The following is a 20,891-nucleotide window of genomic DNA, read 5'->3' on the forward strand; positions in this document are numbered from 1 at the left end:
TTTCATCCGAGTTTCAAATTGAGTTTTGTATTGAGATAATCGAACACCAGCCGGCGCGCATTGCGTGGGTCGGGTCCTTCCTTTGACAACGCGGCACGAAGCCACAGCCCATCGATGAGGGCTGCCGTCACACGCGCAATGTCGTCGGCGTCGGCACGGCCCATCAATTTCAGCGCGTGAACGAGATTGTCATGCAGGCGCGAGATGATGATGTGCTGCACGCGGGCGAGGCGTTCGTTCTTCGGCACCTGCGCCCAGAAGGCGAGCCAGGCGGAAACGCCCTCAGGCGTGAACTGGTCGGGCCCGATATTTCCGTCGATCACCGCGAGCAGGCGTTCGATCGGCGAGCGGGCGAGCTCCAGCCGCTGCACCACGGAATCGCGCAAGGAATCGCCCAGCTGCCGGAGAGTCGCTTCGAGCAGGTCGGCCTTGTTGCCGAAATAGTGATGGACGATGCCGGTCGAGACGCCCGCCTTGCCGGAAATGCGCGACAGGCTGGATTCGGCAAAACCGACCTCATGGATCGAGGCGATTGTTGCGTCGATCAACTGCCGGCGTCTGATTTCCTCCATGCCAACCTTGGGCATCTGCTCCCCTCGCGGAACTTTGATCCGGGGCCCTCTTGCCGGCTCCGGCGGCGCGTCCCACACTCATTCCACCCGGCGTCGTGTGATTTCGGCCTCGTAAGAGGCCTCTTTCGGACCCTTAAACGCCCCGGAAGCGAGGCATCCTGATGGTTTTATATTGGACGATCAATCAAAAAAAACCTTGGGATTTGCCGTCGACCGACGATAATATGGCGTCCTGGCGAAACTTTTTTGCCAATTTGCCCCTAACTTTGAAGTCGCCCTTAAGCGCGGCACAAGAACAACCGGGCGTAGAACGACAAAAAGCCTGGGGCAGGCGTACGGGATGGCAATGGAAAATGGGAGAACGACAAATGTTGATGCGTAAACTGCTCGCCGCTTCGGCGATGTCGCTGGTGATGGCCGTCGCGGCCAACTCGGCGGCGCAGGCGGCTGAGCCGGATTCCTGCAAGACCATCCGCATGGCGGATGTGGGCTGGACCGACAATACTGCCCAAAACGGCCTGTTCAAGAATCTCGTCGAGCCAATGGGCTACGAAGTCAAAGACGACGTCCTTGGCCTCCCAATCATCTTGGAGGGCCTGAAAAACAAGGATATCGATATCTTCCTTGATAACTGGATGCCGACGAATTCATCCAATGTGCAACCGTATCTCGACGAGAAGTCGATCGATATGCTGCAGGCGAACCTGAAGGATGCGCCGTACGGTCCCGTCGTTCCGCAATACGTGGCCGATGCTGGCGTCAAAGACGCCAAGGATCTTGCCGCCAATGCTGAAAAGTTCGAAAGCCGCTTTTACGGTATTGAACCTGGCAACGACGGCAACAAGCTGATTCAGGCACGTATCGACGATCCGGCCGGCGGCATGGAAGGTTGGGAACTGGTCGAATCTTCGGAGCAGGGCATGCTCGTGCAGGCCGATAAGGCGATGAAGAAGGGCGACTGGATCATCTTCCTCGGCTGGGCGCCGCATCCCGTCATGGGCAAGATGCCGTTGCACTACCTCACCGGCTTCGAGAAGGAGGGCTTTGGCCTTTCCAACATCCAGACCCTGACGCGTAGCGGCTATTCCGCCGAGTGCGGCAATGTCGGCAAGCTGATCTCCAATCTCGAGTTCAAGCTCGAAATGGAATCGGCGATCATGGAAACGATCCTCGGTGGCAAAGACGGCAAGGCCGCTGCTGGCGATTGGCTCAAAGCCAACCCGGGCGTGCTGGATGCCTGGCTTGCCGGTGTGACGACGTTTGACGGCAAGGAAGCACTTCCCGTCGTCAAAGCGGCTCTCGGTCTTTAATGGCTGATTGATTTGTGGCCTCGGCCTATAGTGGGGCCGAGGCCACATATTTTTGCGCGCCTGATGGGGAAGACGAGAAACATCGTCAGATTGGCCGTTTGGGGGATGCCATGGATTTGATAAGGGATTGGATTCTGGCAAACGGGGATCCAGGCAGCTGGGCCAATGCCGTAATCGAACTGATCAAGCTCTATCTCGGCGCGTTCTTTGATTTCATCTCTGAATTTGCCGGCGACGGCATGGATGCGACGATCAAGTCGGCCGCAGCCGTGCCGCCGCTCGTATTCACGGCTGCGTTTGGCCTGGTGGCCTACCTTCGACATCGCGATTGGAAGGTGGCGGCGATTGTCGTCTTGGGCCTGCTCTTCGTTCTCTACCTGAGCATGTGGCAAAAGAGCATCTGGGAATACATGGTCGCCACCCTCGTGTTGGTCCTCTATTCGACGCTGGTCAGCCTCCTCATTGGCGTTCCCTTGGGTATCTATTGCGCCCGTCGACCGGCGGTCTATAACGCGGTCGCGCCGGTCCTCGACCTCATCCAAACGATGCCGAGCTTCGTTTATCTCGTCCCTGCATTGGCACTGTTCGGCCTGGGTATGGTGCCGGCAGTCGTTGCGACCGTGATTTTTGCGGTCGCGGCGCCGGTGCGGCTTACTTATCTCGGCGTCAGTCAGGTCCCGACGGCCCTGGTTGAAGCCGGCGAATCTTTTGGCTGCACGCGTTGGCAACTGCTGACCAAAGTCAAACTTCCCGCCGCATTGCCAACCATCATGGCCGGCGTGAATCAGACGATCATGCTGTCGCTTTCGATGGTGGTGATTGCAGCGTTGGTCGGCGCTCCCGGTCTCGGCGTTCCGGTGGTGCGCGCTCTGGCGCAGGCGAATGTTAAGCTCGGTTTTGATTCCGGCTTGGCGATCGTGGCGCTGGCGATCGTACTCGACCGCATCCTGAAGCAGCCTAAGGTCAGGCGTCGATCTTCAAAAGCGAAGGCATAGGGGGCGGGCCATGGATAAGCTTAACGCGGTCCGCTTCGAGAATGTCGACGTCATCTTCGGCCAGAAGCCCGAGGCTGCCTTGGCTCTGCTCGATCAGGGCGAGGGGCGCGACAGCATCCTCGACAAATCGGATTCACTCGTTGCCGTGCACGATGCCTCGTTGTTTGTGAACAAGGGCGAAATCCTCGTGCTCATGGGGCTTTCCGGGTCTGGAAAATCTTCGCTGCTGCGCTGTGTGAACGGCCTGAACAAGGTGACGCGGGGCCATGTGATCGTTTCGACGGAACATGGCGACGTCGACATTGCGACCTGCTCCGAAACCGCGTTGCGCCAGGTCCGGCGCAACAGCATCTCAATGGTCTTTCAGCAGTTTGGTCTGATGCCCTGGCTGACGGTGGCCGAGAATATTGGCTTCGGTCTCGATATCCGTGGCATGGCAAAGGCTGAGCAAACGCGCATCGTCAACGAGAAGATCGCCCTGGTGCGGCTCGACAAGTTTGCTGACAAGTTTCCGCATGAACTGTCGGGCGGCATGCAGCAGCGCGTGGGTCTCGCGCGGTCGTTTGCGACGGAAGCCGACATCCTCTTGATGGACGAACCGTTCTCGGCGCTCGATCCGCTTATTCGCGAGCATCTGCAGGACGAGCTCATTGAATTGCAGCGCAAACTGAAGAAGACCATCATCTTCGTCAGCCACGACCTCGACGAGGCACTGAAGATCGGCACGCGCATCGCCATCATGGAAGCCGGCAAGGTGGTCCAGTTTGCCGTGCCCGAGGAGATCATCCTCAACCCCATCAATGACTATGTCCGCCAGTTCGTGGCCTCGATGAATCCGCTCACCGTGCTGAAGGGCGGCACACTGATGCGACCGGCCAGCGATCTGGTGCGTGAACCGGGTTCCAGCTTCATCCAGCTCGACCGCGCCGGGCGCTGCCGCTGCCAGCTCGACGAAGTCGGCAAGCCCTTCAACCTGATGGTCAACGGGCGCCCGGGCGAATTCGTCACCTATTCGAGCGAGCTTGATCTGGCGGCGATCGCCGAGAGCAATGTCATGGTGACCGGGCTCGACCGCACGCCGATGCGCGCGGCCGTGACGGTGCGCCAGCAGACCAAGCGGCCGATGATCCTGCTCGGCGACGATGGCGCGCTTCTGGGCGTGGTCGGCGAACACGAAATCTATCGCGGCATGCTGCGGCAGACGGAGTACGCCAAGGTGAATACCTCCGGCCCCGACAAAGTGGCGGTCTGATCCCGTGCCCCAGATTTCCGAGACCATTCACGCAATCCTGTTCGACAAGGACGGGACGTTGTTCGATTTCTACAAGACCTGGGGGCCGGTCACCGAGGAGGCGGCGCTGCTGGTCGCCCGTGGCGATCCGGCCAAGGCGCGGCACATTCTCAAGGAAAGCGGCAAGGATCCGGAGACGGGCAGGTACGTCCCCGGTTCACCTATCGCCTCCGGCAGCAATCGTGAGATTTCCGATCTCTGGGCGAACCTCGCCGGCCGCACCGACCACGACGCGGTCTATGAGGAAGTGCATCAGCTGTTCCTCAAGCGCCAGGCGACGGCGGCGACGCCGGTGACGGATCTCGACGTGCTCTTTACGCGGCTCAGGGTCAAGGGCCTGTCGCTGGGCGTGGCGACGATGGACAGCGAGGAATCGGCGCGGGCCTCCATGGCGCGTTTTGGCGTCCATGGCTCGCTCGATTTCATCTGCGGCTTCGATACCGGCCACGGGTTGAAGCCGGGCGGTGGCATGGTGGAAGCCTTCGCGCGTCACGTGAACCTGCGGCCGGGGATGATCGCCGTGGTCGGTGACAGCCCGCATGACATGGCCATGGCGCGTGCCGGCGGTGCCGGCAAGGCGATCGGTGTGCTGACCGGCGTCAGCCACCGCGAGCATCTGATGGATCATGGCGCCCATGTCGTGATCGACAGCATCGCCGAGTTGGAGAGCGCGCTCTAATCGAGCGTGATGACCTTGACCTTCTTGCCGGCCGTGGTCAGCGCCAGCTTGCCGTGCTTCAGCTTCAAGGCTTCCTCGCCGAAGATCTCGCGGCGCCAGCCTTTGAGGGCCTGGATGTCGGCGTGATCGTTGGCGGCCAGGGCTTCGAGATCGCCGGAATTGGCGATGAGCTTCTGGGCGACTTCATATTCGTCGCAATGGAACTTCAGCAGCACGCGCAGCAGTTCGATGATCGGCCCCAGTCCCGGGGGGATGTCCTGCCTTGCGTCGAGCTTGGGTGCGTCGGCTTCGGGCAATTCCAGTCCGCGTTTTACGGCAGCCAGAACCCCGTCGCCGAGCTTGCCCTCGGCAAAGCTGCGCGAGAGGCCGCGGCAGCGGGAGAGGGCGCCGACATCCTTGGGCGGGTGGGCGGCGATCTCCAGCAGCGTCTCGTCCTTGACCAGCCGGTTGCGCGGCAGGTCGCGGGCCTGCGCCTCGCGCTCGCGCCAGGCGGCGATCTCCTTGAGGAGCGCCAGGAAGCGCGGCTTGTCGCTGCGGGTCTTCAGGCGCATCCAGGCGTTTTCCGGATTGGCCCGATAGGTGTTGGGGTCGGTGAGGATCGCCATTTCGTCGGCGACCCAATGCCCGCGGCCGGACTTCTCCACCTTGGCGTGGAGCTTTTCGTAGACGGTCCGGAGATAGGTCACGTCCGAGAGGGCGTAGGCCAGCTGCTTTTCGGTCAGCGGCCGGTGCGACCAGTCGGTGAAGCGGGAGGATTTGTCGATCCGGGCGCCGGCCAGCTTCGTGGCCAGGGTCTCATAGCTCGCCGCATCGCCGAATCCGCAGACCATGGCAATGACCTGGGTGTCGACCAATGGGGTGGGCACCTTCCCGGTCATGCGGACGAAGATTTCCACGTCCTGCCTCGCGGCGTGGAACACCTTGATCACGCTCTGATTGGCAAGAAGTTCAAAAAGCGGTGCTAAATCAATGCCCTCAGCGAGGGCATCGATGGCGGCCGCCTCGTCGGGGCCAGCCAACTGCACCAGACACAGGACCGGCCAATAGGTCTTGTCCCGGAGGAATTCGGTATCGATGGTGACAAACGGCGCCGACGACAACCGCTGGCAAAAAGCGGCCAAAGTGGCGGTGTCGGCGATTACCGTGGGCTGTTGTTTTGCTGCGACCATGTTCATCAGGTTAAGCTATACCGACACCTGCCGAGTCAAGGGAAGGGCCTCGTTTGCATTGCGGGACCGCTGAAATGGACCACTGCCGAAACCCTTGACAATCCGCCGCTTTCCGCGTCTTTTGCCCCCGAATTCCAACACCGTTTCCGTGCAAAATCCGCCTGTTTTCAAGGACTTCCCAAGATGCATGCCTATCGTTCCCATACCTGCGGCCAATTGCGTGCCAAAGACACGGGCGAGACCGTCCGCCTGTCCGGCTGGATTCATCGCAAGCGCGACCACGGGAATCTGGTGTTCATCGATCTCCGGGACCATTACGGCCTGACGCAATGCGTGCTCGACATCTCGAACCCGATCTTCAAGCTGGTCGAGCAGACCCGCCTTGAGAGCGTCGTCACGGTGACCGGCAAGGTCGTCGCCCGTACCGGCGACACGGTCAACCCGCGCATGCCCACGGGCGAGATCGAAGTCGTCATCCAGGACTATGCTGTGCAGGGCACCGCCGAGGTGTTGCCGCTGCAGGTCAACAGCGAAGAGGATTACGGCGAGGAAATCCGTCTGAAGCACCGCTTCCTGGATCTGCGCCGCGACAAGGTGCATCGCAACATCCTGCTGCGCGCCAATGTCATCGCCAGCCTCCGCCGCCGCATGATCGCGCAAGGCTTCACCGAGTTCCAGACGCCGATCCTGACCTCGTCCTCGCCGGAAGGTGCCCGCGACTTCCTGGTGCCGTCGCGTCTGCATCCGGGCAAGTTCTACGCGCTGCCCCAGGCGCCGCAACAGTTCAAGCAGCTCCTCATGGTGGCGGGCTTCGACCGCTATTTCCAGATCGCCCCCTGCTTCCGTGACGAGGACAGCCGCGCCGACCGCAGCCCCGGCGAGTTCTACCAGCTCGATTTCGAGATGTCCTTCGTGACCCAGGAAGACGTGTTCCAGGCGATCGAGCCGGTGCTCCATGGCGTGTTCGAAGAGTTTGCCGAAGACCGCGTGGTGTCGCCGATGCCGTTCCCGCAGATTCCCTATGAGGAATCGATGCTGCGCTACGGCTCCGACAAGCCGGATCTCAGGAACCCGATCCGCATCACCGACGTCACCGAAGTCTTCCGTGGCTCCGGCTTCGGCATCTTTGCCAAGGCAGTGGAGGCGGGCTCGGTCGTGCGCGCCATTCCGGCGCCCGGTGCCGCCACGAAGCCGCGCTCGTTCTTCGACAAGCTCAATGATTGGGCCAAGGCCGGCGGTGCCGCGGGTCTCGGCTACGTGATCTTCGAGGCGGCCGGCCCCAAGGGTCCGATCGCCAAGAATCTCGACGAGGCGCGCCTGGCGCAGTTGAAGGAACAGGCCGGCTTGAAGGACGGCGATGCCGTCTTCTTCTCCTGCGACAAGAAACTCGCCGCCGCCAAATTTGCCGGCGCCGTCCGCACGCGTCTTGGCGAGGAGCTGGGCCTTATCGATCCGAAGAAGTTCGAGTTCTGCTGGATCGTCGATTTCCCGATGTATGAGCTCAACGAAGACACCAATCAGATCGAGTTCAGCCACAACCCGTTCTCGATGCCGCAGGGCGGCCTCGACGCGCTGCTCAACAAGGACCCGCTGACGATCAATGCGTTCCAGTACGACATCGTCTGCAACGGCATCGAATTGTCGTCGGGCGCCATCCGGAACCATCGCGCCGAAATCATGTACAAGGCGTTCGAGATCGCCGGCTATCCGGCCTCGGTCGTCGAGGAGAAGTTCGGCGGCATGCTGAATGCCTTCAAATACGGCGCACCGCCGCACGGCGGCTCGGCCCCGGGCATCGACCGCATTGTCATGCTGCTGGCGGAAGAGAAGAATATCCGTGAAGTCATTGCTTTTCCGCTCAACCAGCGGGCGGAGGATCTGCTCATGCAGGCGCCGACCGAAGTGCCGCCGGCGCGGTTGAAGGAATTGAGCATTCGCCTCGATTTGCCTTTGACGAAAAAGTAAGTCAGTATCCCGCGAAATCCCGCGCTGCGGAGGCCCCGCCGGATCCAAACCGGTGGGAAAAGGGCCAGCAAGTCAAACGCTGGCGGGCGCCGGTGATCGGACCAATATCCAGGGGAGCGGATGTCCTTACCCTTCGATGACGGCTTCACCGTTCCGGCCGAGTGGGCACCGCATGCCCGTTGCTGGATGGCGTGGCCGACCCGCGCAGAAAGCTGGGGCGAGCATCTCGATGCCGCGCGCGACACCGTCGCCGAACTCGCCAATACCGTGGCCGAGTTCGAACCCGTGTCGATGATCGCCAAGCCCAAGAATGTCGCCGAGGTCTCGCTGGTGACCGGCTCCGGCGTCAGCCAGATTTCGCTCGCCCATGACGATTGCTGGATCCGCGACATGGGGCCCAGTTTCGTTGTCAGCGGCGGCGGCGAGGTTGCCGGCGTCAGCTGGGGCTGGAACGCCTGGGGCCACCGCTTCGAGGATTTCGAGCGCGACGCCGCGGTCGCCGAGGCACTCCTCACGCAGATCCAGATGCGTCGCTATATCGGCGCGCTGATCCTTGAGGGCGGCGCCGTCAACAGCGACGGCGAAAGCACCTTGCTGGCGAGCGAGGCCGTGCTGCTCAATCCGAACAGAAATCCGAATCTGACCAAGGAACAGGTCGAGGAACAGCTCATCCAGATGCTGGGCGTGCGCCACATCATCTGGCTGGGCGAGGGGCTACAGGACGACATGCGTGGCGGCCAGGTCGAAAACCTAGCCCGCTTCGTGCGGCCGGGCGTCATCCTCGCCACCTCCTGCAGCGATCCGGCCGATCCCAATTTCAAGGTCTGCGCCGACAACCTGCAGCGCCTGCGCCAGACGCGCGACGCCAGCGGGCGCGAATTGGAGATTATCGAGGTCGAACAGCCGAGGCCCCGTTTCGACGCCGAAGGGCGCAGGTTGGCCATGTCCTATGTGAACTTCTATCTGCCGAACGGCGCCGTCATCCTGCCGGCCTTCGAGGACGGACCCGCCGACAAGCGGGCCTATGACATCGCCACCCGCATTTACCCGAAGCGCGAGATCGTGCAATTGCCGGCGGTCGAGCTGGCCTTCGGCGGTGGCGGCATTCATTCCATCTGCCTGCCGCAGCCGGCCGGCAATATCGCGAAGCCGCTCTGACCGAGACGCGCGACATCGACAAGGTCGCACTCGCTGCCTTGATCACGGAAAAGGCGGCCTCGGCCCGGCGTTTCATGGTGGGCATCGCCGGGCCACCCGGTGCGGGCAAGAGCACGCTGGCCGAGACACTTTGCGATCGTCTCAATCGCGATCTCGAAGGCTCCCCGGCGGCCGTGGTGCCGATGGACGGCTATCATTTCGACGATGCGATCCTCAAGGCGCGCGGCGCTCTGCCGCGCAAAGGGGCACCGCATACCTTCGATGCAGCCGGCTTCCATCATCTGCTCTTGAGATTGCGCGCGAACGAGCCGGACGTGGCGCTGCCGGTCTTCGACCGCACGCTGGAACTGGCGCGCGCGGGTGCGCGCATCGTCACACCGACCCAACGCATCCTGCTGGTCGAGGGCAATTACCTGCTGCTGAAGCAGGAACCCTGGGCGGCGCTGAAGCCTCTCTTCGATCTCACCGTGTTCCTCTCTGTACCGCTCGTGGAACTCGAACGCCGGCTGATCCAACGCTGGCTCGATCACGGCTTCGCACCGGACGCCGCCGAAGCGAAGGCGCGTAGCAACGATATCCCCAACGCAGAGCTGGTAATGGCTGAAAGCGGAGCCGCTGACTACAGGCTGAGCTCATAAGAGGAAGCAGAATCACATCATACCCCTCACCCCAACCCCTCTCCCCAGAGGGGCGAGGGGCTAGTTGCAAGGCTCGCTCGAAACTCCCTCGCCCCGCGGTAGCGGGGAGAGGGGCGGGGTGAGGGGTATTTCCGCCAAACCCTGAAACACCCTAAGGGTCAGGTGTTGCCGCGTAGGAACGCCCGCATCGCCGCCAATCCTTCCGGCACATGAGTGCGCCCAAAGCCGATGCGGAAGCGATCGCCGGGCGTTGGTGTGAGGTCGGAGTTGTAGAGGCTGGCCGGCAACAGCACGATGCCGGCCTCTTCGACCAGACGGCGGCAGAAAGTCTCGACGCCGTCCTTCCCCAGATAGCGTGGGAATGCGATGCAGCCGCCATCCGGGTGCCGCCAATCGAAGAGATCCGGGAACTCGGCGAAGAACGCGTCGACCGCCACGAGGTTGCGGTCGATGAGATCGCGGTTGCGGCCGATGATCTTCTCGGATGCCTTCAACGCGATGACCGCCAGATGCTCGCTGGGACCGGCATTGCAGATGGAAAGGTAATGCTTCACCCGTTCCATCTTGTAGAGCAGGGCATGATCCTTCGCCGCGATCCAGCCCACGCGCAGCCCCGGCAAGCCATAGGCCTTCGACATGACGCCGAGTGTCAGGCCCTTTTCATACGCCTCGACGGCCGAGGGGAGGCGGAGCTGGGGCGACCGTTCGAGGCCGCGATAGACCTCGTCGGAGAAGAGCCAGATGCCATGCTGGCGACACAGGGCAACGAGACCGTCGAAGGTCGCGCGGTCGATCACCTTGCCGGTCGGGTTGTGCGGAAAGTTGACGGCGATCAGCTTGGTATTGGGCCGGATCGCCGCCTTCACCTTGTCGAGGTCCAGCGACCAATTGTTGTCGGCATCGAGCGCGACGCCGGTCGTGGCACATAGCGCCTTGGGCAGTTCCTCGCTCGACTGGTAATTGGGCGTCACGACGATGGCATGATCTTGCGCCTCGAGCAGCGCATGCATGGCGCAGAAGATGCCTTCCTCGGCGCCGGCAAAGGCCAGGATGTCTTCCGGCTGCACGCCCTGATATGTCGCCGCCACGGCGGCACGAAGGGCAGGGGTGCCGGCGGGCTCGATGTAATGCAGCGGCAGTTCCTCGAAAGTGGCACGGTCCTCGGGCGAGGCGAGGGCAAGCAGCTCCTTGAGGCTCAAAGTCTGCATGTCCGACGCCGTCATGTGATAGCGGCAGGCGAACTCCCATTTGCCGAGATAGGTTTCGAGGCGGAAATCGGGCAGCATGCTCATGGTCTCATTCCCTCAAATGCTGCGGGCATCGCCGAGCAGGTTGTAGATGGTGGCGCGCGATACGCCGAGAGCTTCGGCGACATGCAGCGCGGCGTTGCGCGTGGCAAAAAAGTTGCGGGCATCCAAGGCACCCACCAGCGCCACGCGGTCATCGCGGTCGAGCGCCTTCAGGGTCAGTTGCCGCTCCTGCAGGAAGGCGCGGATGCCCAGATTGATCTGTTCCCGCCAATCCTGGGCGAAGATCGCTTCGGGCCGCGGCTGCTCCGCCTGCGTGAAAGCGCTGAGCAGGGCAATCGCGTTGTCGAAGACGGCGAGATCGAAATTGATGCAGAGTAGGCCGATGCGACGGCCAGCCTCATCCTTCAGAATGGCACTCACCGATTTGAGGCGCCCGCCATCGGGGGCCGCTTTCTCGTAAGGCCCATAGACGTCCTTCTCGCCAATGAGTTCCGGATCGTCCCCCAGATGCGACGGATCGCCGACCTTGCGTTTCGAAAACGCATTCCAAATTCCGGCCACCCGCTCGGTGCGAAGATCATGCACAACAACTTCCGCCTGTGGCGCCAGGAGTGCTGCAATGGCGGCAGCCGTCGGAAAGTGCAGGGCGAGGGCGCCCGGTGAAGTTGCAAGTTTGGGGCTCATGTGGAGATAGATAGTCTAAATTAGACGAAATGTCAAATTGGACTCGCTGGCCACTTAGGCCGTCGACGGCGCCCGAAGTTGGAGATGTCGATTGTCCGGGATGGAAAGGCGACTATCCCGTCGCAGCCCTCGTCAGCGCGTAGCAGTCGCTTGGCCCAGCGGCTTCATTCAGTTGAGGGCGCGCTTCCCAATTCGCCAAGGTCGTTTCATAGCTGAGCCCGGCCTTCCGGAGGACCGCAGCCGACGCGGCGTTGGTGGGATGGCATGTCGCCCAGATGCGCAGGATCAAGGGCTGCGCTATAGCCCAGGCGACGACGGCGGACGCGGCTTCGGTGGCGAAGCCGTTTCCCCAGAACTGTTCCGCGAAGATGTAGCCAAAATCGGCCTTGGGTGGTGACAGCCGCAATTCCAGCGTACCTAGGAAAAGCCCGGACGTTTTCTCGGTAACGGCCCAGGGAAAGGCCGCGCCGGACGTCCAGCAATCTTCACACCGCTGCGCGAATGCCAGGCTGTCGGCAATATCCCGATGGCGCCGAAACGTCATGAAGTGCGTCGGTGCCGCCTCGCCGGCGTATTGGAAAATGCTGTCGGCATCCGATCGTTGGATCGGCCGGAGACGCAAACGCTCAGTTTCAAAAGCCTCTGGAGCCCGCATTCGCCGACGATAGAGGCAGGTGCCGAAGGTCCGCAACGGGCGAAACGCGCCTCGGCTCCCAGCCCCCCACCCCCGCCGACGCATGTCGGCATTCGACGACGGGCCTCCCCCCTAAAGGTGGGAGGGCTCTCGACCGCACTCGTCCCAACACCCTCACTCTCCTCCCCTCCCACCTTCAGAGGGGAGGCCGGGAGGGGGGGGAGCGCCAAGTGACGGCTCTCGCCAAGCCATATCGCCGATTTCTCTCAAATAAGTTTCCTATTTGTTCTTGACAAACATCTAGGAATTTGGTGCTAGCATGCTGGTGCACATGTTACCTCCGGTGCCCATCCGGAATCGCTCGGTTGTCTTCGGCGCAAGCCTCGGTTTCGGGGCGCAGGCCGACCATATCGCCTCCCTTCCACCGGGGGCAGCCTGGGCCGGTGGCTGCAACCGGCCTCCCGGATCGGTTGGATGAGCGATCCCCCGCGAGTCCCGGGTCACAGGACGCTCCCCTCGGGCTGCAGATGGATACGTTAGCCCCCGCTGGACCCGACGCGGTGACCGGGTTCCCCTCCTGGGACGGCAGGAAGCCCCCCACGTCGCGGCCGAGACGAAACGGCCGCTTGCTGCCCGAGCGATTCCCGATGGGGATGGGAGAGGTGAGGTTGGTGAGAGTTTTCAAATCGGCCCCCCACCCAACCTCCCCCCTGAAGGTGGGAGGAGTTTAAAGCGAGGTTGATCGACCAGCCTCAACCTAAAGCCCTCCCACCTTCAGGGGGGAGGCCCCGTCGGCGAATGCCGACATGCGTCGGCGGGGGTGGGGGGCTGCTCGCGATAGTTCTCGCCCACATGATGCAACAAGTTGCGAGCCGACCTTCCTACGCCCAGCGCTTCCGATAGAGAACGTGACGCCGCAATGGATGATCGACCGCCAGCATCGGGTGCTCGAAATCGTCGCGCGCATCATGGGTGAAGCCAAGCCGCGCCATTACAGCGCGGGATCGCTTATTGCCGACCGTGGTGAAGGACACGATCTCCGGGAGCTTCAGTGTGCCGAAACCGAAATCGAGCACGGCGCGTGCCGCCTCGGTGGCAAAGCCCCTGCCCCAATGATCGAAAGCGAGGCGCCAGCCGATCTCGACGCAAGGGGTGAAATGCGCCTCGAAGCGCGGGCGCGACAGACCGGTAAAGCCGATGAAGTCAGCGACACCCGGAACCTCGACGGCCCAAAGACCCCAGCGATGCTCGGCAATATGCGCAGCGATGCGATCGGCAAACGCATCGCTGTCATCGCGGCTCATCGGGCCGGCAAGTGTCGCATAGACGCGCGGATCGTTGTTGAGTGCCGCGAAGGGTACCTTGTCCGTCTCCCGCCACGGGCGCAACACAAGGCGCTCCGTGGTGAGAGTTGCGGACATTACATCCGCTCCGGCGTCGCGATGCCCAGAAGCTCCAGGCAGAGCTCGAGTTCCTTCAGCACCAGTTCGGCCAAGGCAAGGCGTGAGCGGCGGCGCGCCACATCCTGTTCGGAGAGGATATGAAAGGCGCTGTAATAGGAGCTGAAGGTCTGCGCCAGGTTGAAGGCGAAGTCGGCGATGCGGTTGGGTGCCAGTTCGGCATAGGCCGAATCCACCGCATCCGGCATCTGCCCCAGCATCAGCATGAGGTCGCGCTCGCCCGGTTCCGGCAGCAGGATTGCGCCCGGCTTGTCGCCTTGCGCTTCGGCCTTCTTCAGCAGCGATTTTACCCGCACGGCGGCGTAGAGAAGATAGGGCCCCGTCTTGCCTTCGAAGCGCGAGAAGCGGTCGAGATCGAAGACATAATTGGCGATCGGGTTGTTGCTGAGATCGGCGAATTTCAGCGCCGCGACGCCGACCTTCTTGGCGATGTCCGTCCGCTCGGCTTCGGTATAGTCGCTGCCGAGGCCGTGTTCCGTGAGCTTCTTCATCGCTTCGTCCGACATCATCTGGATGAGGTCGTCGAGGCGCATGACGCCGCCGGCACGCGTCTTGAATGGCTTGCCGTCGACACCGTTCATGGTGCCGTAGCCAAGATGAAACAGCTTGCCCTTGCCGTTGATGCCGGCCTTGATCGCGGCGCGGAACACCTGCAGGAAATGCAGGCCCTGGCGATGGTCGACCACATAGATCGAGCGGTCCGGGTTCTGGCAATTGACGCGGTCGACGATGGTCGCAAGATCGGTCGTTGCATACATCGCGGCGCCATCCGACTTGATCAGGATCAGCGGCGGAATGTCCTGCTTGTCGGTCTCTTCCTTCACAGGAACGATGAGGGCGCCCTTGTCCTCGATGGCAATACCCTTTTCCCGCATCTCCGCGACCATCGGCGGGATGAGGTCGTTGACACAGGCTTCGCCCTTCCACAGATCGAAATGGACGCCGAGATTGCCATAGTCGCGCTTCATCGCGGCGACGGAGATGTCGAAGAAGTGCTGCCAGACGGCGCGGTAGCCGGGGCGGCCGTCCTGCAGCTCGGCCGTCGCCAGGCGTGCCCGTTCAAGCCGCGCCGGGTCCGCTTTGCAATCGCCCGACGCCTTCGGATACATCTCCTCGAGCTCGGCCAGTGTGACCGGGCTTTCCTGCGGATAGGGGCCAGTGAATTTGGCGTCGAAATAGGGGAGGTCGGGGCGGCGGATTTCGAGTTCCGAAATCAGCATGCCCATCTGCAGGCCCCAATCGCCCATATGCACGTCGCCGATGGTCTCGTCGCCGACGAACTTGAAGATGCGGCGGATGGAATCGCCGATGATGGCGGCGCGCAGATGGCCGACATGCATGGGCTTGGCAATATTCGGTCCGCCGTAATCGAGCACGACGACTTCGGGTTTCGCTTTCACCGGCTGGCCAAGGCGCGGGTCTGCGGCGACGCGGTTCATCGCCGCGGCGAAATACGCGTCCGTGACGCTGAGATTGATGAAGCCGGGACCTGCCAGCGACACATCACGGAAGGCCGGATTGGCCTTCAATGCCTCGGCGACCTTTTCGGCGATGGCGCGCGGGTTCGACTTGGCGGCCTTGGCGGCAGCCAGCGCGCCGTTGCACTGGAACTGGCCCAAATCGGGCCGGCCGGAAACGATCACCTGGCCGAAGGTCGGGTCGAGCCCCTGTTCCTTGAACACGGCACCGGCAATGTCGCTGAGCTGGGTGGTGAAAGAAGTCATCGAAAAAATTCCAACGTAAAAGGGCCCGCGCGCCTGTGGGGCGGCGGGCGATCGGAGGGTTATACCGGGATTAGAACGCTACGTCGCCAGCCGATGTGCGGTCACGGCGTCGCGCCCGCTTGGTCGCCTGGACGGGGTCCTCGCCGGCAAGCTGGGCGGTGGCGCCGGCCGTCACCGGCCCCAGCCGGGCGACGATGGTCTCGACACTGGGCTTCTCACCCGGGGTATAGGAATTGAGGGCGCCGCGCATATGAGCGAGATGTTCCGCCGAGGTGCCGCAGCAGCCGCCGACGATGCGGGCGCCGGAATCCCGGGCCAGGCGGCTGTAATCGGCCATCAAATCCGGGGTGCCGTTATACTTGATCTTGCCGCCCTCGAAGAACGGGATGCCGGCATTGCCCTTGGCGATGATGATGTCGCCCGGATGCGCCGCTGCCGACAGCTGCACGATGGTGGCCGTGAGGTCCGAGGCGCCGACGCCGCAATTGGCGCCATAGGCGACCGGCTTGGGGTCCAGCGTATGGACGAATTCGACGAAATCGGCGGGGCTGAGGCCCATCATGGTGCGGCCATTGGTGTCGAAGCTCATGGTCGTGACGATCGGCAGATCCGCTGCCGCAGCGCCTTTCACAGCCGCGGCCACTTCCTCCTTGGCCGACATGGTCTCGATCCACAGCACGTCGGCGCCGCCGGCCTTGAGCGCCAGGGCCTGCTCGCGGAAGGCGGCGATGGCTTCGGCCTCGGTCAGCGAACCCAGCGGTTCCAGCAGCTCGCCGGTCGGGCCCATGGAGCCCGCGACGACGACATCGCGACCGCTGCGGTCGGCCACGCGGCGGGCGATTTCGGCGGCGCGCCGGTTGATCTCGGTCACGCGGTCCTGCGCGCCGTGGAGTTTCAGGCGGTATCTGGTCCCGCCGAAGCTGTTGGTCAGGATGATGTCGGCGCCGGCGCGGACGAAACCCTCATGCAGCGCTTCGATGCGGTCGACATGCTCGAAGTTCCACATCTCCGGCGCATCGCCGGCCTGAAGGCCCACCTGAAACAGATTGGTGCCCGTGGCACCATCGGCCATCAGGAACGGCTTTTCAGCCAGCAGGCGCAGGAAGCGGTTGGTCATCAGGCAAAGTCCCAATTGCGGCGCCAGTGTTCGCGCCCTGTTCTTCATATAACGAGATTGTTATATAACGTGCAACCTAAGGCTTTCCGGATGCTGGTTCAAGCCGAGAGATTGGTTAAACTGAAGCCGATGTCGACCGAGCAAAATGCCACAGATCCCGCTCAAGAATGGCCGGATACACCCGCCCCCGGCTGGCTGACCGACGAAGAACGCCAGGCTTCGCTGGACGCTATCCTGGCCGAGCAGGACGGGCCGATCTGGATTTTCGGCTACGGCTCGCTGCTGTGGCGGCCGGCCTTCCAATCGGTCGAGAGCCGCCTTGCGACCTTGACCGGCTATCACCGGCGCTTCTGTCTGGTCATGCGCCGCTTCCGCGGCACGGAGGAATGCCCCGGCCTGATGCTGGCGCTCGATCGCGGGGGCCTCTGCCGCGGCATGGCCTTCCGTCTCGACGAGGCGACCCTCGCGAATGACCTCAAAGGCCTGTGGCGGCGGGAAATGGTGACGGGCGGCTACCGGCCGCGCTGGGTCAATCTGAAGTCACCAGCCGGCCCCTTGCGCGGCATCACCTTCGTCGCCAACCGCGCCAACGAACGCTATCTGAAACCCCATTCGCTCGACTATGCGGCGGAGATGATCGCCGGAGCCTGCGGGCCGGTCGGCAGCAATGCGGAATACCTCCACACCACGCATGAACACCTGCTGGGCCTCGGCATCAACGACCGCGGCCTCGCCAGCCTCGACCGGCTGGTGCGGGCGAAATGTGCGGCCGCCAAGGAGAAGTGACATGCACGGCGTCGACGACGATTATCGCCATTGCGACAAGCTGGTGACACCGCGCGGAACGATCCGCCACGGCAAGGCGCGCCTCAAATGGTACGATTTGGCGCCCGCTGAAGAACCAGTGCCCAGCGACGTTCATCAATTGGCGCAGCGCTTTCTGAGCTGTGCGCCGCTCGATCTCGGTGACGATCTCGGCTTCGTCATACTCCATCGTTGCGGGCGCGAATTCTATTTCCTGCTGGTGAGTTCCTGGCGCGGCAATAACGAGCTCTGGGAATCCGTCTACGCGAAGAAGAGCGATGCGCATCCCGATTTCGCGCTCTTTACCTTCGAGGGCATGCATCGCGGCACCTTCTGCGTCTGGGAGATGGGCGCCGTCTGGCATGAGCAGCAGGCATGGAAGCGCTATCTGCGCTCGGCCCGTGACGATGCCGCGTGCGACGTTTATCTTGGCGACCGCTTCTCAGGCAGCGTTTAGCGGCACGGCCGTCTCGGCCTTCAGTACCGAGAGTACGATGCTTGATTGCGTCTCGCGGATGCCGGGCATGCGCAGCAGGGTGCGGGTGGTGAATTCGCTCAGGGCATCGAGGTCGGCGGCCATGACGTGAATGAGGTAATCGCTATTGCCGGTGATGGCGTAAACCGCAACCACTTCCGGCCGGCGCAGCAAGGCGGCCTGGAAGGCAGCGACCGTTTTTTCGGCATGATCGCCGAGGCGGATGTTGATGAAGGCCTGCAGGCCGCAGCCGACCTTCTTCGGATCGAGCACGGCGTGATAGCCGCGGATATAGCCGTCATCCTCCAGCCGCTTCAGCCGCCGGGCGCAGGGCGTGGGCGAGAGGCCAACCTGTTCCGCGAGGTCCGTGGTGGCGATACGGCCCTCGCGCTGCAGGATGCGCAGGATTTTGCGGTCGATAGTGTCAAGCTCAGACATAGTGAAAATCTCCACAAGATCGACTGATGGTAGGGAATTACGTCAAAAAGTAAATATCTTGCGCGATCTTTGGCGAAAAACACCAGAGAAGAGAGCGCACAATCGAGCATCGGATTTTGTCGGAGCGTGCCATGCTTGATCTTCAGTCCCCGCCCACGGTGCAGCCTGCTTCGGCCCAGGATTGGCTGGCGACGCAGGAAAAGCTGCGCGGCGATTATTCGACCTGCGCTGCCGATTTCAGCATGGCTCAGGATTTGGGCGCGTACACAGCGGCAGAACATGATCTCTGGCGGCGGCTGTTCCGTCGCCAGAGTGAAGTCGCCAAGCGCTTTGCGGCGAGCGCATTTTTAAGCGGCATGAAGAACCTCGACATGTCGGCCGATCGGATTCCCGATTTTGAAGAAGCAAGCAAGCGGCTGCGCCAACTGACTGGCTGGGAGATCGTGGCGGTGCCGGGTCTCATTCCCGACGATGCGTTCTTCCGTCACCTGGCTCACCGCCGCTTTCCGGTGACGGTCTGGATCCGTGAAGAAGATGAGATCGACTATCTGGTCGAGCCCGACGTCTTCCATGATTTCTTCGGCCACGTCCCGCTGCTGACGCAGCCGATCTTTGCCGATTATCTGCAGGAATATGGCCGCAAGGGCGACGAAGCGATGGCGATGGGCGCCACCAAGATTCTGGCGCGGCTCTTCTGGTACATGGTCGAGTTCGGCCTGATCCAAGAAAATGGCGCCATCAAGGCCTATGGCGCCGGCATGCTCTCCTCGGCGACCGAGACGGAATTCAGCGTCGCCTCGCCCAAGCCGCAGCGCCTCAAGTTCGATCTGGCCCGCGTCATGGGCACGGATTTCCGGATCGATGCCTTCCAGGAAACTTATTTTGTGCTGGATAGCTATGACGAGCTTTTCGCCGCGATGTCGCGCGATTTCGCGCCGCTCTATCGCCAATTGCTGGCAACGCCAGCCATCCCGGTGCGGGCGATCCGCGTCGGTGACACAATCGTCAATATTGCCGGTGCAGTTAATCATTGTTAATTTGCAAATTCTCACATTTTTAAATTGCATACGCGCGGCAAGCGGCTTTCTAATAGAGAGGTGACCGCAGAGGTTGCAACAAAGACCAACGGGGGATGGCATGCCAAAGGCATCGAAGGTGGTTGTCTCACTTATCATTCCGTTGCTGGCCGGGGCATGCCAAGCACCCATGGCTCAGACTGCAATTCTCTCGGACCCTTATTTGAAGGAATCGCCAACGAAGAAGGACGCTCTGCGCGGCATCCCATATTTCCTGCCGAAGACGGTCCTGCCGGTGACGATCAGCGGAGACTTCGTACCGATCGCGACTGCGAGCGACAAGGAGAAGCAGGACCCGAAGTTTCAGGACTATGTCGTCTCAGTCTCTATCGGACAGACTAAACAGCTGCCGGATCCGTCCGCGCGCTATCTGCTGGAATATCTGCCGGAAGCAGTCTCGAGCGATGAGTTCAAATTTACCATCGGTGCGAATGGTCTTCTCCAATCCGTCAAGCTTACCTCGAAGGACGAGAGTGGGGAGATTGCGAAGAAGCTGGCCGAATTGGTGAAGGAAGCAGCGAAGGCGGTTGTACAATTCGGCTCAGGCATGCCACTGGGCATCAAGGGTCTCACTGCGTCCGAGGTCGAGGACAATCGGCTGCGCTGTCATGAGTTGGCGCAGAAATTCACAATTACCAAGTACCTGAGTGTTTCTGGACAGCTAATGAAAGGTGACGGCGCGTCGGAACTGAACAGCGAGGCGCAAAAGCTGCTGGCTGCCATGCATACAAGCATCGCAAAGGTCGGAGCTATATCAAGCCGCTCTGCTACTTTTGTCGTGGATAGGATAAGCGAAACCACGGACAAGCAGGTTAAGGACTATGAAGTCTCAGAAGGTGCTCCAGAGTCCTCTGTAAAGGACGCAGGTATTCTCTTTCGTATCTCCGACCCGGTAACGTTGTCTTTCGCTTTCAACACCAATGGCCTTCGTGTTCAAGAAGCGAATGACGTGCGACTGGCTCGGGCAAAGGAGCAGTTGAAGAAAGCGCAAGACGAGAAGAATACCGAAGCGGCAAGGCTGGTGGAGGAACTAATTGAAGGCATCCAGAAAGACGCAGCGCCGCCAAGCAATGAGACGTGCCTCATTCCGGATGTCGCTATCGATACTGAACCCGTTACCGTTATGGCGCAGCACCCATTGAAGACGTTTGTCGCCGATACCGGTCGCGGGTTTATGGTGAAGAAACGTATCGACATGGCCGTGACCGATGGTGTCCTGACGGGCCTGGAGGTCGACAAGCCTAGCGAAGTGTTGCAGGCCGTCACCCTGCCGGTCGAGATTCTGAAGACGATTGCCTCTATCCCGGCGGAATTGCTGACACTCAAGATCAAGCAAGCCACTGACGAGGGAGGCCTGACAAAGGCCGAGGCAGAAGCCATCAAGGCTCAGATCGAATTGATCCGTCAGAAGGAAGCGCTGAAGGATGAAAAAGCGTTAAACTAATCTCTTAC

General features: G+C 61.8%; 20 protein-coding genes. 11 read left to right on the plus strand and 9 right to left on the minus strand.

The features are described from left to right. Positions 1-2: 2 nt before the first annotated feature. Complete coding sequence (gene betI, locus ACE3OA_RS06340) at positions 3-587, minus strand: transcriptional regulator BetI (protein ID WP_374309043.1); 585 nt, start codon at positions 585-587, stop codon at positions 3-5. A 146-nt stretch (positions 588-733) separates the two neighbouring features. Between betI and ACE3OA_RS06345 the strand changes: the two genes are divergently transcribed. The 4 genes from ACE3OA_RS06345 (at position 734) to ACE3OA_RS06360 (ending at position 4,847) form a co-directional block, all read left to right on the plus strand. Further along, positions 734-1,882, plus strand: a complete 1,149-nt coding sequence (locus ACE3OA_RS06345; protein WP_374309045.1) for a glycine betaine ABC transporter substrate-binding protein — start codon at positions 734-736, stop codon at positions 1,880-1,882. 110 nt (positions 1,883-1,992) lie between these two features. After that, a complete protein-coding gene (locus ACE3OA_RS06350) occupies positions 1,993-2,877 on the plus strand; it encodes an ABC transporter permease (protein WP_374309047.1) in 885 nt (294 codons plus the stop codon). Positions 2,878-2,887: 10 nt separating this feature from the next. Continuing rightward, positions 2,888-4,129 carry a choline ABC transporter ATP-binding protein gene (choV, locus tag ACE3OA_RS06355; RefSeq protein ID WP_374309049.1) on the plus strand — a complete coding sequence of 414 codons (1,242 nt, stop codon included), beginning with the start codon at positions 2,888-2,890 and terminating at the stop codon, positions 4,127-4,129. Positions 4,130-4,133: 4 nt separating this feature from the next. Continuing rightward, entirely contained in the window at positions 4,134-4,847 is a 714-nt protein-coding gene (locus ACE3OA_RS06360; protein ID WP_374309051.1) for an HAD family hydrolase, read from the plus strand. Here the strand turns inward: ACE3OA_RS06360 and rnd are convergent. Beyond that, the gene (gene rnd, locus ACE3OA_RS06365) at positions 4,844-6,022 is read right to left on the minus strand and encodes a ribonuclease D (RefSeq protein ID WP_374309053.1); all 1,179 of its coding nucleotides are present in this window, start codon (positions 6,020-6,022) and stop codon (positions 4,844-4,846) included. The genes ACE3OA_RS06360 and rnd overlap by 4 nt on opposite strands. Positions 6,023-6,199: 177 nt before the next feature. Between rnd and aspS the strand changes: the two genes are divergently transcribed. The 3 genes from aspS to ACE3OA_RS06380 all read left to right on the plus strand — a co-directional run bounded on the left by aspS (position 6,200) and on the right by ACE3OA_RS06380 (position 9,777). Next, positions 6,200-7,981, plus strand: coding sequence for an aspartate--tRNA ligase (gene aspS / locus ACE3OA_RS06370; protein ID WP_374309055.1), 1,782 nt, complete (start codon positions 6,200-6,202; stop codon positions 7,979-7,981). A gap of 120 nt (positions 7,982-8,101) precedes the next feature. Next, positions 8,102-9,139, plus strand: a complete 1,038-nt coding sequence (locus tag ACE3OA_RS06375) for an agmatine/peptidylarginine deiminase (RefSeq protein ID WP_374309057.1) — start codon at positions 8,102-8,104, stop codon at positions 9,137-9,139. A gap of 38 nt (positions 9,140-9,177) precedes the next feature. Then, the gene (locus ACE3OA_RS06380; RefSeq protein ID WP_374309059.1) at positions 9,178-9,777 is read left to right on the plus strand and encodes a nucleoside triphosphate hydrolase; all 600 of its coding nucleotides are present in this window, start codon (positions 9,178-9,180) and stop codon (positions 9,775-9,777) included. Between the two features lie 158 nt (positions 9,778-9,935). Here ACE3OA_RS06380 and ACE3OA_RS06385 read toward each other — a convergent pair whose 3' ends face one another. The 6 genes from ACE3OA_RS06385 to bmt form a co-directional block, all read right to left on the minus strand. Then, positions 9,936-11,069 (minus strand): aminotransferase class I/II-fold pyridoxal phosphate-dependent enzyme, encoded by a 1,134-nt coding sequence (locus tag ACE3OA_RS06385; protein ID WP_374309061.1) that lies wholly within the window; start codon positions 11,067-11,069, stop codon positions 9,936-9,938. A gap of 12 nt (positions 11,070-11,081) precedes the next feature. Further along, positions 11,082-11,711, minus strand: a complete 630-nt coding sequence (locus ACE3OA_RS06390; RefSeq protein ID WP_374309063.1) for a transcriptional regulator — start codon at positions 11,709-11,711, stop codon at positions 11,082-11,084. Between the two features lie 112 nt (positions 11,712-11,823). Then, a complete protein-coding gene (locus ACE3OA_RS06395; protein ID WP_374309065.1) occupies positions 11,824-12,402 on the minus strand; it encodes a GNAT family N-acetyltransferase in 579 nt (192 codons plus the stop codon). Between the two features lie 824 nt (positions 12,403-13,226). Next, positions 13,227-13,766: a GNAT family N-acetyltransferase gene (locus ACE3OA_RS06400; RefSeq protein WP_374309067.1), complete on the minus strand. Its 540-nt coding sequence runs from the start codon at positions 13,764-13,766 to the stop codon at positions 13,227-13,229. After that, positions 13,766-15,529 (minus strand): arginine--tRNA ligase, encoded by a 1,764-nt coding sequence (gene argS, locus ACE3OA_RS06405; protein ID WP_374309069.1) that lies wholly within the window; start codon positions 15,527-15,529, stop codon positions 13,766-13,768. The genes ACE3OA_RS06400 and argS overlap by 1 nt, the downstream gene beginning before the upstream one ends. Positions 15,530-15,599: 70 nt before the next feature. After that, the gene (gene bmt / locus ACE3OA_RS06410; RefSeq protein WP_374309071.1) at positions 15,600-16,646 is read right to left on the minus strand and encodes a betaine--homocysteine S-methyltransferase; all 1,047 of its coding nucleotides are present in this window, start codon (positions 16,644-16,646) and stop codon (positions 15,600-15,602) included. A 90-nt stretch (positions 16,647-16,736) separates the two neighbouring features. Here bmt and ACE3OA_RS06415 point away from each other — a divergent pair, with 90 nt between their 5' ends. Continuing rightward, entirely contained in the window at positions 16,737-17,432 is a 696-nt protein-coding gene (locus ACE3OA_RS06415; protein ID WP_374309073.1) for a gamma-glutamylcyclotransferase, read from the plus strand. Position 17,433: 1 nt separating this feature from the next. After that, entirely contained in the window at positions 17,434-17,907 is a 474-nt protein-coding gene (locus ACE3OA_RS06420) for a hypothetical protein (RefSeq protein WP_374309075.1), read from the plus strand. Here ACE3OA_RS06420 and ACE3OA_RS06425 read toward each other — a convergent pair. After that, entirely contained in the window at positions 17,893-18,363 is a 471-nt protein-coding gene (locus ACE3OA_RS06425) for an Lrp/AsnC family transcriptional regulator (RefSeq protein WP_374309077.1), read from the minus strand. The genes ACE3OA_RS06420 and ACE3OA_RS06425 overlap by 15 nt on opposite strands. Positions 18,364-18,494: 131 nt before the next feature. On the opposite strand from ACE3OA_RS06425, the gene phhA reads away from it, so the two are divergent. Together phhA and ACE3OA_RS06435 are read left to right on the plus strand one after the other, a co-directional pair. Then, on the plus strand, positions 18,495-19,400 hold the full coding sequence (gene phhA, locus ACE3OA_RS06430; protein ID WP_374309079.1) for a phenylalanine 4-monooxygenase: 906 nt from the start codon (positions 18,495-18,497) through the stop codon (positions 19,398-19,400). 100 nt (positions 19,401-19,500) lie between these two features. Continuing rightward, positions 19,501-20,883: a hypothetical protein gene (locus tag ACE3OA_RS06435; RefSeq protein WP_374309081.1), complete on the plus strand. Its 1,383-nt coding sequence runs from the start codon at positions 19,501-19,503 to the stop codon at positions 20,881-20,883. Positions 20,884-20,891: the final 8 nt, after the last annotated feature.

The organism is Dongia sp., assembly GCF_041906375.1.
Lineage (GTDB): Bacteria > Pseudomonadota > Alphaproteobacteria > Dongiales > Dongiaceae > Dongia.